The 14,567-nt window shown below is 42.4% G+C and carries 14 protein-coding genes; 7 read left to right on the forward strand and 7 right to left on the reverse strand.

Annotation, left to right across the window (positions count from 1 at the left end):
• Window positions 1-98: 98 nt before the first annotated feature.
• Both QWT69_RS14760 and QWT69_RS14765 read left to right on the forward strand, forming a co-directional pair.
• Window positions 99-443, forward strand: coding sequence for a DUF6176 family protein (locus tag QWT69_RS14760; RefSeq protein WP_317966892.1), 345 nt, complete (start codon window positions 99-101; stop codon window positions 441-443).
• A gap of 306 nt (window positions 444-749) precedes the next feature.
• A complete protein-coding gene (locus QWT69_RS14765) occupies window positions 750-1,910 on the forward strand; it encodes an MFS transporter (protein ID WP_317966894.1) in 1,161 nt (386 codons plus the stop codon).
• 76 nt (window positions 1,911-1,986) lie between these two features.
• Here QWT69_RS14765 and QWT69_RS14770 read toward each other — a convergent pair whose 3' ends face one another.
• Entirely contained in the window at window positions 1,987-3,264 is a 1,278-nt protein-coding gene (locus tag QWT69_RS14770) for a S41 family peptidase (RefSeq protein WP_317966896.1), read from the reverse strand.
• A 17-nt stretch (window positions 3,265-3,281) separates the two neighbouring features.
• Window positions 3,282-4,580, reverse strand: coding sequence for an MFS transporter (locus QWT69_RS14775; RefSeq protein ID WP_317966898.1), 1,299 nt, complete (start codon window positions 4,578-4,580; stop codon window positions 3,282-3,284).
• A gap of 121 nt (window positions 4,581-4,701) precedes the next feature.
• Between QWT69_RS14775 and QWT69_RS14780 the strand changes: the two genes are divergently transcribed.
• Window positions 4,702-5,931, forward strand: coding sequence for a helix-turn-helix domain-containing protein (locus QWT69_RS14780; protein WP_317966900.1), 1,230 nt, complete (start codon window positions 4,702-4,704; stop codon window positions 5,929-5,931).
• 40 nt (window positions 5,932-5,971) lie between these two features.
• Here QWT69_RS14780 and QWT69_RS14785 read toward each other — a convergent pair whose 3' ends face one another.
• A complete protein-coding gene (locus QWT69_RS14785) occupies window positions 5,972-7,366 on the reverse strand; it encodes an L-cystine transporter (RefSeq protein WP_317966902.1) in 1,395 nt (464 codons plus the stop codon).
• Window positions 7,367-7,521: 155 nt separating this feature from the next.
• Between QWT69_RS14785 and cls the strand changes: the two genes are divergently transcribed.
• Window positions 7,522-8,973 carry a cardiolipin synthase gene (gene cls, locus QWT69_RS14790; protein ID WP_317966904.1) on the forward strand — a complete coding sequence of 484 codons (1,452 nt, stop codon included), beginning with the start codon at window positions 7,522-7,524 and terminating at the stop codon, window positions 8,971-8,973.
• Window positions 8,974-9,154: 181 nt separating this feature from the next.
• On the forward strand, window positions 9,155-9,346 hold the full coding sequence (locus QWT69_RS14795) for a hypothetical protein (RefSeq protein ID WP_317966906.1): 192 nt from the start codon (window positions 9,155-9,157) through the stop codon (window positions 9,344-9,346).
• Between the two features lie 308 nt (window positions 9,347-9,654).
• Here QWT69_RS14795 and QWT69_RS14800 read toward each other — a convergent pair whose 3' ends face one another.
• Complete coding sequence (locus QWT69_RS14800; RefSeq protein WP_317966908.1) at window positions 9,655-10,647, reverse strand: M15 family metallopeptidase; 993 nt, start codon at window positions 10,645-10,647, stop codon at window positions 9,655-9,657.
• Window positions 10,648-10,789: 142 nt separating this feature from the next.
• Between QWT69_RS14800 and QWT69_RS14805 the strand changes: the two genes are divergently transcribed.
• Window positions 10,790-11,944 carry an MFS transporter gene (locus QWT69_RS14805; protein WP_317966910.1) on the forward strand — a complete coding sequence of 385 codons (1,155 nt, stop codon included), beginning with the start codon at window positions 10,790-10,792 and terminating at the stop codon, window positions 11,942-11,944.
• Between the two features lie 66 nt (window positions 11,945-12,010).
• Here QWT69_RS14805 and QWT69_RS14810 read toward each other — a convergent pair whose 3' ends face one another.
• The 3 genes from QWT69_RS14810 to QWT69_RS14820 form a co-directional block, all read right to left on the reverse strand.
• Window positions 12,011-12,259 (reverse strand): hypothetical protein, encoded by a 249-nt coding sequence (locus QWT69_RS14810; protein ID WP_317966912.1) that lies wholly within the window; start codon window positions 12,257-12,259, stop codon window positions 12,011-12,013.
• Window positions 12,260-12,324: 65 nt separating this feature from the next.
• Window positions 12,325-13,095 carry a membrane protein insertase YidC gene (gene yidC / locus QWT69_RS14815; RefSeq protein ID WP_431312347.1) on the reverse strand — a complete coding sequence of 257 codons (771 nt, stop codon included), beginning with the start codon at window positions 13,093-13,095 and terminating at the stop codon, window positions 12,325-12,327.
• A 231-nt stretch (window positions 13,096-13,326) separates the two neighbouring features.
• Window positions 13,327-13,719, reverse strand: coding sequence for a hypothetical protein (locus QWT69_RS14820; protein ID WP_317966916.1), 393 nt, complete (start codon window positions 13,717-13,719; stop codon window positions 13,327-13,329).
• Window positions 13,720-14,025: 306 nt separating this feature from the next.
• Here QWT69_RS14820 and QWT69_RS14825 point away from each other — a divergent pair, with 306 nt between their 5' ends.
• Window positions 14,026-14,526 carry a GNAT family N-acetyltransferase gene (locus QWT69_RS14825; RefSeq protein WP_317966918.1) on the forward strand — a complete coding sequence of 167 codons (501 nt, stop codon included), beginning with the start codon at window positions 14,026-14,028 and terminating at the stop codon, window positions 14,524-14,526.
• The last annotated feature ends 41 nt before the right edge of the window (window positions 14,527-14,567 follow it).

The following is a 14,567-nucleotide window of genomic DNA, read 5'->3' on the forward strand; positions in this document are numbered from 1 at the left end:
ATCACCGACTCCTCTAATTCCAACACACAAATTGAAATCCCGACCCTAAAAATGGTAGATTGAATCATGTACATATTACCTTTTCTAGGAGGATACCAATGAATATCGAATTGACTAGATTCAGAGTGAAGCAAGGTAAATCGGAGAAGGTCGATGAGTGGTTGCAGTTCCTGAATGATCATATGAAAGACGTGCTGCTCACGTTGGAAAGTGAGAAAATGTATGTTGAGACGATTTTCAGAGAACACTTGAACAGCGACGAGTATTTATACTGGTATTCCGTCCAAGGCGAAGGCGGGCAGGACGTCGAGCAATCTGAACATTGGATTGATGAGAAACATATGGCGTTTTGGGCAGAATGCATTGACGAGACGTTTCCCGGCGTAGATTTAACAACAGAAGTCGTTATGATTCCCGATCGCATTCGAAGTTTGATGAAGTGAGATTAACGCAGAACCGCGGGGATTTCCATTGACAGGTATTCGATTCGCGCAGGAAAGCTTTTTGGCAATTAGGGGTTTTATGGACTTTTACTGTGAGTTATGGACTTATGAATACCATTATGGATTCCCAGCATGCGTTATGGACTTTTGGACGCCGTTATGGATTTCTAGAATGAGTTATGGACTTTTACGTTTGCCGTACGCATGAAAAATGGTGACATTTAAAAATCTATACATATCCTTTGTAAGCCATTGAAGGGCAGAGTAAACTAACGATATGACCGGTTACAGAAAGCAGGTTTTATGATGAAAAAATCGATACTCCTATTAATGTCTGTACAATTTTTCGTCTATCTCGGATTCGGAATCATCATTCCGATTCTCCCAGAGGTCATTGTGCAGCAGAATCTGTCTGAAGTACATGTTGGCGGATTGTTGACGATATATGCACTCGCTTCGTTTTTCACGGCACCACTTTGGGGTTCATTGTCAGACAGGACGGGACGCAAAAAACTGATTATGATTGGGCTTATTGGATTTAGTCTAAGCTTTTTCCTATTCGCCCTATTCTTTGATAATTTACCGATGCTATACGTTTCCCGAATTGTTGGTGGCGTGTTCTCTGGAGCTTTGTATACTGCAGTCACGGGCTTTGTCGGGGATATGACGACTGAGGAAAATCGTAATAAGTATATGGGCTTTCTCGGTATGTCCATCGGGCTTGGATTCATTTTCGGGCCGGCACTTGGCGGTGTTCTTGGAGATATCAGTTTACGAACACCGTTCATCGCATCGGGTATTCTGACATTGCTCATTCTTATCTACGCAAGCATTATCTTGAAGGAACCTGAACGAACAGGCGAGGCCAACAAACGCGCACTTTTACCTAAGGGCGGTGCGATGCTGTGGAAGTACCGGATTCGCAACTTATTCCTACTTTCGTTCATGGTGACGTTCATCTTATCGGGGATTGAGTCGACGTTCCAATTGTTCCAAATTAACCAGATCGACATTACGATTAAACAGGTCGGCTATTTGTTCATGGCGAGTGGATTCGTTGATGCTGCCGTCCAAGGTGGAGTCGTTCGCCGCGTCAAAAACGGTTCCGAAACGAAGTGGATTATCGGGGCGCAGATTATTACGGCGATTGGACTAATTTTAATACCGTTTACGACAAATCTATTCTGGGCAGGGTTTGCCTTAAGCGTATTTACAGCGGGTAACGCACTCGCACGGACAATCCTTGTTTCATTGACATCGAAAGAGTCCGGCGGGAAATACGGGACTGCTGCAGGCATGACGTATTCGATGGACAATATGGGCCGCATTTTAGCACCGTTGTTGTTCACCTTCCTCATTACGAAAATGGACGGACAGATTTACTATATCTCCGCCACACTTGCCATCCTGTCGATTATTTTCGTATTCATGTATCGCAGTTCGGCAAAAACATTGCGTAATGCATAATTAAAAAGCGAAGTTCCCCCGTTTAAACGGACTGGAACTTCGCTTTTCATTTACTCAACTTAAGGATCTATCCCTTTCAGTTCACTTCTACGTTCTTCGGATTAGCTAAAAGCTCGAACGCCTTTTTCAAATCTACATCTTCTTTTAAATGCTCAGGTGTCCACGGAATATGGATGTGTGGCCTTATTCCAATCCCTGTCATCCCTTCCCCTTTATCGATGCGAGACAGCCGAGATGACGGATACATCAACTCAAATCCTTCTTCCCATTTTGCGCTGACTAAGTTTGCGTAATCATTCACACCAAGCGTCGCCCTGCCAATGATTGTCACTTTACTGGACTTTTTAGCAAGTTCCACAAACGAATCTCCGGAACTGCCGCACATTACATCCGTCATAACAATGATCCGCGCTGGATGTTTAGACCCTTTCACAAATGTTTCGCCGCCTGCAAGCTCGCTGAAATCGAATTCCACAAACCCTTTCCCTCTATTACGATCCCATTCGCGTTTGAATATGTTCAGCACAAAACGTGCCTGCTTATCTTCCGTTTGCTCCAACATTGCTTCCAATTCAGGTATAACCCGTTGCGCACTTGCTTCTGTACAATTCATGAGCATCTTATCTTCCGGGTCTGATAGTTCAAACCCTTCTTCAGGAAATAAATACGGGAATAAAGAATGAAAACTCGAATCACTTCCGCCATTATTTACCCGCATATCAATGATCCACTTATCGGTCGTGTCAAGAAGCTCTTTATTTTCCTCAACCATTTGACTAATTGCATCGGGATTCATAAAATCAGTCATCGTCATCAGTAGCGTATCGTCGCTCACTTTCTTGACGCTATACGTCGGGACAAATTGCGTTTTATCATATGAACCGAATGAGAAGCTCCTTATTTCATTCCCATCGTCAAGTTCGCCTTCCGCATACTGCAGTAAAACAAGTATCCACTTTTCACGTTCAGGATGATTTTCATTCAATAAACGATGATGTTTTTCTTTCAACTCAGAGATTGTTAAACCACCCACGGACACAAAACTCATGCCGGTTTGCAACTGTGTTTCCGCATCGACTTCTGTCACGTACAATCGATCGTCATAACGACGAACTTTAAATCCAAGTGTTTGCGCTTTCTCTTCACCCGCATTCTCTCCGATAAAAAACACATGACGGTCGTTGAAATCAAGTAAATATTCCTCAACGATTTCTTGAAACTGCTTGTTTGATAGTTCCCCCGACTCTTCCATTCTTCTACGAAACTCTTCTGGTCTGTCGCACCCCGCTTTATCTTTCCAACCTGCATAATCATTGTTCATAATGTGTACGATTTCGTTAAATATAGTTTTCAATTCTACACCCCAATTTATTATTCTTGAACAGCTTCCACTTTCACAACTTCCGTTTCCCCCAATTCCGGATGTGCTTTACGTACAACCGATGGGCGCGCCATAATGAGAACGACAAGAATCAGTGTGCCACTTGAAGCAAGCAGAATCCATTGTGCCTCCAAAATATCATAGAGGAAGCCGAACAACACCATTCCAAGCGGCATTAGCGCCATTGCCATCGTTTCCATAATCGAGAAGACACGCCCTTTATAATCATCATCAATCATTTTCTGCATCATCACCATCATCGGCGTATTGATGAGAATAGAGAGGATGCCGAAGCTGAACATGAGAAGTGCGTAGAATGCAAACATCCCATTATAGGAAAATTTGATCAGCAATGGAATCGCGACTCCCCCCATTACTATCCCCATAAGAATGATTCCCCATTTGGCGATGCGTAATGGATATTTCGCTTCTTTTCGTACAGACATATAGACAGACATGATGATCATGCCAACTGCAAGTGCTCCTTCTGTCAGTCCAAAATGCGTCGAATCCATTTTCATTTTTTCAATCAGAATGAATGAATACCCAACTTGGAAAGCCCCAAATAAGAAATTGATGATTAATGAAATCCAAATAATCGTCATGAGAATCGACTGTAGCCGTGCATAGTCCAGACCCGCTTTCATACTTTGGAACATCGATTCTTTCGGCTCCCCTTCCACCACTTCCTTGCGCTTTGAGAATAATGTAAAATTCATCGTTGATTCTAAGACGATCGCAATACTTGACGCAATCATATACATAATAAGGAACACCGACATGGACACTGTCCCATAAAGCAAGCCACCAATTGCAGGACTTGCAATTGCTGCAAACGAGATGGACATTTGGTTCATCGACATGGCACGCTGGATACGTGCTTCATCCACAAGACCCGTAATTGATGACGTAAATGTGACACCTGAAAATGTCGACGTGATGGATAGAATGACAGTAGTCGTGTAAATCGCAATGAGCGACAAGCCTGACATAATGCTTACTGTCAATAAACCTCCGATTGCAAGTGTCGTAGCGATTTGTGCAACAATGACAATCGTTTTTCTCGAATAACGGTCTGCGACATACCCGGCGAACGGCGCCATCAGTGTACGGGGCAAAATGCTGCAAATAAGATTCGTCGCAAAACTTGTTGCGGATCCCGTCAATTGCAAAATGTAAAAACTGATAGCAAATGCATATACTTGTGCGCCGAACGATGAAATCAGCTTGCTAATGGTAAACGTCCATAAATGATAGGTCGCCCTCTTCAATTTTAAAGAATCTGTCAAATTAGTTCCTTCTTTCAGTAAGTTTAATCTTATTAAACAAATAATAACACCCTACTACTTCCATTGCAAGGCAATGTTTAATATAATTAAACAAAGAATGAAGGTAATCGAGGTGTTCCTTATGTATACGCTTGGAGAACGAATTAGAACTTTACGGAAACAACGGAAACTAACATTGGAAGCATTGGCTGGAGAACAACTTACAAAAGGGATGCTCAGTTTAATTGAGAACAACAAAGCAAATCCTTCGATGGAGAGCTTGTCGTATATCGCGGAACGGCTTGGCGTGGAAGCAGCAGAGCTGATGGAAGAAGTGAGCAGCGGTGAACTTCAGGAAGTGCTTGAAAAAGTAGAAAAACTGTATCATACCGAATTCGATAATCTTACTGATGAACATGACCAAATTATCGCTTTGATTGAACCTTACGCGGATAAATTGAATCAGGGGTATGAAGCGGGCCGGTTACTCGAAATCTATAGTCGGACATTACATGCTGAAAGAAAGGATGGTTGGCAAATTTATTCCGATAAGGCAGCCCAGATTTTTGATCAATTAAATCTAATCCCTCGACTTGCTGCAATTGGGATGTTCAGGGCAATGGTGAAATTCACGGAACATGACTACGAAAGTTCACTTGAAATTTTATTGAAAGAACGGAAAGCGATCGAAGCACGTAATGTATTTATTGATTCGCTAACCCGACTGGATTTTGATTATTTACAAGCCGTCCTCCATTTCGCTGTCGGAAACCCTGATGAAGCGATTCGTGTCATGAAAAGAGGAATTGAGTTTTCAAAGAAAGAGCGCGTTTTTTATCGCATTGATCATTTATATCGAATGGCTTCATTTAATGCAATGATGATGGGTGACGAGGAATCTCGGAAATACTATAATCGAAAGCTTGAGTTGTATGCTGATCTATCTGATGATGAAGAACCGCGTTTCTTTAACAAGTTTTCACAAGTCCATTTCCTTACAACTTATAAAAAGGCGTATCAAGAAGCACTGGATTATATTCATGATTTTTTCAATGAACATCAACTACCTAGTTACTTTTCACCTTATGTTTCTTTGGAAGTAGGCAAGGCACATTACGGTTTAGGGAAGTATGATGAAGCACTCAAACATTTAGAAAAGGTAAAAATCCCAGATTTCTTGAATCATCCTTTTGATTTGTCCCTTTTTTATGCGAAAGATGCTTATGCTGCTCTATGTCACTTTGCACTTGGGGAGAAAAAGAAAGCTATCGCCTCCATAGAGGAAGCGGTCACCAATATAACACCAATGCCTCCGTCCCCATATAAAGACTTCATTATGGAAACGCTAGAATCGATACAAACAACTTCATAATAAAAGCCGCAAAAGCGTATATGCTTTTGCGGCTTTTTCATTAGGATGCTTCGATTGATTGATTTTCAATTGAATCGTTGTATATATCTTGGTTTAACTCACCTGTCACACGCGCGGTAGTTACACCTGCAGTCATGGAACCACTGACATTCAATGCTGTCCGTCCCATATCAATAAGCGGTTCGACTGAGATTAATAAACCTGCTAGAGCAACTGGTAAATTGAGAGCGGATAACACTAGAATCGCGGCGAATGTCGCTCCTCCTCCGACTCCTGCAACACCGAATGAACTAACCGCTACAATGACAATCAACGTAATTAGGAATGTCGGCTCCAATGGATTTTGACCAACAGTCGGAGCAATCATGACAGCAAGCATTGCTGGATAAACACCTGCGCATCCATTTTGGCCAATTGATAAACCGAACGAGCCCGCAAAGTTTGCAACACCATCGGGCACGCCCAGACGATCGGTTTGTGTTTTGATTGTCAGTGGCAATGTTCCCGCACTCGATCTTGAAGAAAAGGCGAATAATAAGGCTTCCGCTGTCTTCTTTACATAGGTCAGCGGATTGAGACCCGAGATCGTAATGATGACCAAATGAATGATGAACATGACGAGTAGCGCAACATAAGAAGCAAGGACAAATTTCCCTAAGCTATAAATAGCGGCAAAGTCAGAGGTCGCAACTGTTTTTGAAATGATCGCCAAGATTCCGTAAGGCGTTAAACGAAGGACAATTTTCACAACACCCATGATGAGTGAATAAATTGCGTCTATCCCCTTTTTCACTAAGTCCGCATTCGCTTTATCCCGTCTCGTTAAAGTTAAATAGGCAAAACCAAGAAATGCGGCGAAGATTACGACACCAATTGTTGATGTTGGACGCGCACCTGTAAAATCTAGAAATGGATTGGCTGGTAATAAATCCAGGATTTGATCTGGCAAAGCCTTGTCAGCCATCGTTGCAGATCGCTCTTCAAGGGATAGACCTCGTGCTGCTTCCGCTTCCCCTTGGACAATTTCTGAAGCATCCAACCCGAATAACAATGATGAAGAAATTCCGACGATAGCTGCAATCGCTGTCGTGCCGACTAGTATCCCCAAAATCATTCCTGCCATTTTTCCGAAGTTCTTTCCAATCGTCACTTTAGTGAATGCACCAAGAATCGAGATGAATACGAGTGGTACCACAATCATTTGAAGAAGCTTCACATAACCTGTTCCAACGATATTAAACCAGCTGACCGATTTAGCCAACACCTCTGATTCAGCACCGTAAGCAATATGCAAAATAAAACCGAAAAGAATTCCTAGTCCAAGTCCGGTAAATACCCTTTTGGAAAACGAAATCCCTTTCCTGTGCATAGTATAGAGCACGCCGATTAAGAGCAATAAGCCCAGTATGTTAATGGACAATAAAACTGTATTCATGTACTTTCCCCCATTTCAATCGTTTTTTTAATATATGCAAACTATATACCCCTAATTCATATCGGTCAAGTATGTTTTAAACTATGCGTGATATATTCTTCTTTTTCCAGTACTTTTCTGTATACTAGTATGTGTACCAACTAAGGAGGGCGTATATGGCAGGCTTTATTACGGTTTCAATTTCAATTATCTATATCTTGAATACTTTGCTCGCGATTGCGCTAATCTTTCTAGAGCGAAGGGATCCGGCCTCTACTTGGGCGTGGCTTCTCGTCCTATTTTTTATTCCATTATTCGGGTTCGTTATTTATCTTTTATTTGGTAGAAAATTGAGGGATAAGCATAACTTCCGTTGGTCCGGGAAAAACCGGATTGGTATCGAAACGCTAATTGACTATCAAATTGAAGCAATTGAAGAAGAACGGTTCGACTTCAAATTGGATGATACAGCTCATTATCACGACATGATTTATCTCCATCTCCGTAATAATCATGCCGTATTGACACAGGACAATGATGTGCAGGTTTTTAATGACGGAGCAGCGAAATTCAAAGCGTTATTAGATGATTTGGAAAACGCCAAAGATCATATCCATTTTCAATATTACATTTTACGTTTGGATGCATTGGGTACAAAAATCATGAATGTATTGATTAAAAAAGCGAAGCAAGGCGTAAAAGTACGCGTCCTCTATGATGACATCGGCTCACGTGGCTTGCGCATCAAGCATTTGAAAGAACTGACAGATGCTGGTGGCGAAGTAACGGCTTTCTTCCCAGCTATTCTCCCGCTGATCAATCCGCGGCTGAATTACAGGAACCACCGGAAAGTTGTCGTAATCGACGGCCGGATTGGGTATGTCGGTGGCTTTAACGTCGGTGATGAATACCTCGGACTCGATAAGAAGTTCGGTTATTGGCGCGATACTCATTTGCGAATAGAAGGAAGTGCTATCCACCCGTTACAAACACGCTTTCTTTTAGACTGGAACCAGGCATCCGCAATGGAAGATATCGATTATGCAGAGCGCTATTTCCCTGCGATTCCGACTAAAGGATCCGTTGGTTTACAAATCGTTTCAAGTGGTCCGGACGCGGAATGGGAACAGATTAAAGATGGCTATTTGAAGATGATTTTCCTTGCAAAGGAGTACATCTATATCCAAACGCCGTACTTTATTCCAGACGTCAGTTTCCTAGACGCTCTTCGGATTGCCTGCCTGTCAGGCGTGGATGTGCGCATTATGATACCAAATAAACCTGACCATATGTTTGTCTACTGGGCAACGTATTCAAATGTTGGGAAGTTGTTAAAAGCCGGTGCGAAAGTCTATATTTACGAAAACGGCTTTATCCACGCGAAACAAATTGTGGTCGACGATGAAGTGTCGACAGTCGGAACAGCCAATATTGACGTACGAAGCTTCAAACTCAACTTCGAAATTAATGCCTTCATTTATGACCGGGAGAAATCCCATGAACTGGCCGAGCTGTTTGAATCAGATATGCAGTTGTCGACTGAGCTGACGTATGAAATGTATTTGAACCGAACACGCGGCATCAAGATTAAAGAGTCGGTTTCCCGATTATTGTCCCCGATATTATAGGGATTGTGTGCGATGGTGTAGGAAGAATTTCTCCTACATCTTTTTTTATTTGGATTTTTGATTAAAGGCGGGGGGATGGAGGTAGGTTGAGCGGTTTGGATGTCAGTTTGAGCGGTTTGGACGGTAAGTTGAGCGGTTTTTGATACAGGTTGAGCGGTTCGTACGACAGGTTGAGCGGTTTTTGATGCAAGTTGAGCGGTTCGGACGACAGGTTGAGCGGTTTTTGATGCAAGTTGAGCGGTTCGGACGGCAAGTTGAGCGGTTTTTGATACAGGTTGAGCGGTTTAGACGACAGGTTGAGCGGTTTTCGATGCAAGTTGAGCGGTTCGGACGACAAGTTGAGCGGTTTTTGATGAAGGTTGAGCGGATCTGATTACGGGCGCGGACACAACTTTTACGAGCGCAACTCCGACTTTTACGAGCGCGGAAACAACTTTTACGAGCGCAACTCCGACTTTTACGGGCGCGGACACAACTTTTACGAGCGCGACTCCGACTTTTACGGGCGCGAACACAACTTTTACGAGCGCGACTCCGACTTTTACGGGCGCGGACACAACTTTTACGGGCGCGACTCCGACTTTTACAAGAGCGAACACCACCCATACAAGCGCAAGCATTCAGTAGCCATACAGACTAAAAAATCCGCCTACCCGAGATTTCTCGATAGGCGGATGTCCTTTATTTCAACCCCAGATACTCTTCCAGGGTGATGTTGCGGCTATATATGTCTTCTGCGATACTTTTACCGACGTAGCGGAAATGCCATGATTCATGCATATAGCCTGTGATGCTTTCTTTTCCTTTTGGATACCGCAAGATGAAGCCGTAACGGTGTGCATTTGCAGCGACCCATTTGCCGGCAGTCGTATCACCGAATGAAGAAGAGGCCCAATGCTTTTCGAAATTCACTTCACCGATGTCGAATGCGAGGCCAGTTTGGTGTTCAGAATAACCCGGTCTTGCGCTATAGCGGTCCGCAGCTTCGACACCGTCTTTTTTGACATAGCGATCGTAAAGACCTACTTGATAATCGTATGCTCGATACGTACTGAATGCAGTCAGCTTTATGTCTGACAGAAGGGCTTCTGCAGCCATTTCATCGAATGCTACCCGTGCCTCTTTGCTTTCACCAGGTGCATAGGTGCTTGGCAACGGAAATGTTTTGTTGGCGATGATAATTCCGTTGACATACTTCGGTTTATCTGGAAGTTTCTGTCCTTCAATATAGCCACTTTTATTCGGTGTACCGGGAGGCTTAACGGTTACCGGAGGTTTATCATTCTTAGGTGGAGCCGGCGTCACCGGTTTTTCCGGTTTCTGTTCCGGCTTTTTCTCAGGTACAGGCGTTTCCGTCACTGGCTTTTCCACTTCCGCAGGCGGTTCTTCAACGGCGGGGTCTTCCTCGATTACCGGTTCTTCTTCATCAACCGGCTCTTCCCCATCGATTACCGGTTCTTCTTCCGGTTCCTCTACTTCTTCTGGATCAATTCCAGGTTCTTCCGATTGTTGTTCACTACCTATGCCGATTTGGTTAAGACTTTTATTAACATCCCACTCATTGAACCAAAACCAGACGACAATAGCTGTCATCAATACGCCGACGAACGTTAATGTAATGGGCAATGCTTTATTGGATTTTGTGCGTTTGTTAAATGTGCTTTTACGTTTCATCTATTGGTGGCCTTCCTTCTGCATCTGTTGTCCTTCGAATTTCAAATAATCGTGTTTGTACGTGAATATCATTTTCTTTCCAATCTATGTATGCTATCATTTATTGTCATATGTGTAAATGAAAGATTGTGGGGCTCAGTTAATGAACAATCAAAAATGGCTATCTATCAGTTTTTTGACATTCTTCTTTACATGGGGTGTTTTTGTCCCCTATTGGACTGGCTATTTAACGCTCGAAAAAGGGATGTCTGTAACAAAAGCGAGTGCCATCATGGGTGCCGGTATGCTTGCCCGCTCGTTCTCCACTTTCGTCATTTTTCCGTATTTAATGAAACATACATCGTATATTCGCGTCATCAAATGGTCTACGATACTCTCTTTGTTCGTCGTCATACTGTATATTCCTGCTTCACCGTTTATTGCATTACTTATTATTACAGTGCTCTTCAGCATCGTCTATCCGATTATTTTGCCTGCTGTCGAAAGTGGCGCATCGGTACTCATGCAGACCGAACGCATTCATTACGGCAAAAGCCGATCATTCGGTTCAATTGGATATACAGTCGCCCTTTTAATCGTAGGCGCAGCGACAGCCATTTGGGATGAACAAGCGATCCTCTATATGATGATTGGAGGACTAGCTGTAGCAACTGTGTTCTTCATGCGCCCTGCTCCCGCTATCCTTGAAATAATTCCAGACAAGACAGACGAGGCTGTAAAAAAGCCCGGTCTCCGTTCGTTATTTGCAACGAAAGGTTTTCCTGTCGTCATGTTGCTTGCCATCTTGCTTCAAGGAGCTCATGCATCGTATTACAATTATGGATTCCTCTTTCTGGACGACTTGAATGTCAATGGTTTTTATATCGGTGTCATCTTGAATATCGCGGTTTTATTTGAAATCATCTTCTTCACTCAAGCGGATCGTCTTCTTTCCGAAGTGCGAATTTCGACCATGTTCCTCATCGCAGCAATTGGTTCGACTGTGCGTTGGATCTTAATCTTCCTGTTTCCATCGACAGCCGTCTTCATACTGTCGCAAGTGTTGCATGCCGTATCATTTGGTATTGCCCATTTCGCATTCATACAATATATTTCAAAACAATTGCCACACACAAAAATTGCAGCAGCCCAGGGCTTTTATGCGGCATTCGCCATGAGCCTAAGCACGGCCATTCTAACTTTCCCGGCTGGCTATCTGTATGAAATTTCACCAGGCATTGCATTTTTAGGAATGACGGTCTGTACCATTCCTGCTATTTTCATTGTGTTGGCGACACGAAATCGCTTAGCCTACTAATAAATATAAGGACGCTTGCGAGGAAACTATGGTTTCCTGCAGGCGTTTTTCATTGCTCAATTTCATTTAAACAAAAAATATTAAAATGAACACAACAACAAATGCAAACGCAAATACAATGGACAAATAGCGCATCCATCTTGCTTCCCGCACATGTCCTTGGTCTTTAAACGAATTCGCGCGAGATGCATTAGTTAAAGTGAAAAGTGCCATCATTGCAAGAATCGCCAAGTTAAATTTAGCTAAAAAAACAAAAACCAGTGCGATAACCGCAAACAGGATGATGCTTGCCATAAAGATTTTTTTCAGATTCATGATTATTTCCCTCCAAAAAAGGCTGGAGATTGCTCTCCAGCCCTTTACCGTCCGATCGAAACCGGTTATTTCTTTTCCGTTTCTGGTTTAGCTTCAGTAACAGGTATAGGCTCAACTTCCTTATAGTAGAACTTGCGTCCCAAATACGTTTGGAATATAAGCAACAAACCACCGATCGCCCAATAAAGCGGCAATGCAGCCATGACCGAGAAAGAGATGAACATAATCATAATCGGTGACATGTAGATGAACATTTTCATCTGCTTCTTCTGCTGTTCAGGCATTGTCCATAAAGAAACTCGCGCCTGTACGAAATAAACCGCACCTGCCACAAGCATCATAATCTTATCAGGTTCCCCGAGCTTGAACCAAAGGAACTGATGCTCTTTCACTTCAGGTGGTGCGTAGAGAATTGCGAAGTATAGCCCCATAATAATCGGCATTTGGATAACAAGCGGGAGGCAGCCCATGTTCAACGGGTTGACGCCGTGTTTGGAATACAAGCCCATCATTTCCTGCTGAAGCTTCATCTGCTCTTCTTTTTCGCCACTTTCTTTTGCTTCTTTCATCTTCTTCTGAATGTCTTCCATTTCAGGACGAAGCGCATCCATTTTAACTTTCATATCCTGCTGCGACTTATAGTTCTTCAACATAAGTGGCATGAGGACAAGTCTGATGGCAACGGTTATTAAGATGATTGCCAAGCCATAACTGCCATTGAAGGTTTCCCCAAGATAATGAAGCAGCCATTCCATCGGCCTAACAAAAATACTATAAAACGTGCCTTCTTTGTTCTGTACACCAGAACAACCGCTCAAGAATAGCGTAGCGGTCATCAATATCGTAAATAAACCCAATTTCTTCTTCAATAGATTCACCTTCACTATTTCAAACTACTGAAAAGTATACCTCAATTCACTATCCAATTACAATTAATGTTCGTCAAATCAACGGATTCAGTTCATTTTTCTTATAAATTCCACAAATTCGATAAAAATCGTTCATCTATTTCATGATTTTTTATTTCCCACACATAAAAAAACGCCTCAAATAGCGAGGCGTTTCGATTAGTTGTTGTCTTGGTTGTCTTTGTTGTCTTTGTTCTCTTTATTGTCGTCCTTTGTGGGCGGCGCATCTTCAGGATTCTCTGTCTTTTTGTATAAGCCATCTACTTTGGATTCCTCTGATTTGTCTTCAACTTCCTGGTTATAGTAATGAACACTCGTTTGAGCACCTTCACTTACCATGGAATTGTCCTGCAAATCGTATGGATCTGAATGTCCGGCCTTTGTGTCGTCCGAACGGTTTAATTTTTGTGAGTTAACGAAAGAATCGACTTTTGTTTTCATATTGTTGACCGCGACCATTGCTTTATCGCGATTTTCTTTTTTACTGAAATACGCATACGCTCCTGCAGCCAATGTTGCCACGAGTAATCCATTTCCACGTTTACGTGCCATAACTATCAATCCTCCATTAATCTTTTCTTAATCGTATTATGCCTATAGTATACCCTTTGTAAAATTTTAAAAACTATTATTCAAAAAAAGTTGGTCTTCCTCAACTTAACAACGGTATTCTAAACGCATATCCTTTGTATAGCATCTCATAGAAGGTGATTGTTTTCAATTTTCATGCGTTTAATTAATACAAGAGATAGATTTTTTAGATAATTAACATTTTTATATTTCATTATGGTTACAATCATAGTTTATTGGCTTGTTTTTTGTTATGATAGCAAAAAGGACAGCGGAGGTGAGAGCAACTTGATCAGACCTATGACTGCCGATGACATTGGCTATATACAACATATTGCACACAATACTTGGAATGATACATATGCCGGATTCATTCCCGAAGACATTCAGACAGCTTATCTCAATCGTTCCTTTTCTGCAGCCATGTTGGAAAAGCGCATGGAAAAGACCCACCTGCTCGTTGCTGAAAGTGAGACAGGTATCCCCATCGGATTCTTGAATTTCACTAGAGAAGATGAGGATGGCGATTCAGAATTGACTGCTATGTATATTCTTCCTTCTTATCAACACTCAGGATACGGCAAACAACTTATCGATTATGCGATCAACTTTCTCGGCAGTGCTAAACAGCTATTCGTATATGTGGATAGCCGCAATTCAGGCGGACGGGCTTTTTATGAGAAACAAGGTTTCATTCAACTCGATATTTTCGAAGAGGACTTTGAAGGTTATCTCGTGGAGACAGTTCAATACGTTTATTATATGCATGAGCACGCACTCGCTTACTAATAAAACGACATAAGAAAAGACGCTTATCCCTAATCGGGTAA

It is taken from the genome of Sporosarcina oncorhynchi, from assembly GCF_033304615.1.
GTDB lineage: Bacteria > Bacillota > Bacilli > Bacillales_A > Planococcaceae > Sporosarcina > Sporosarcina oncorhynchi.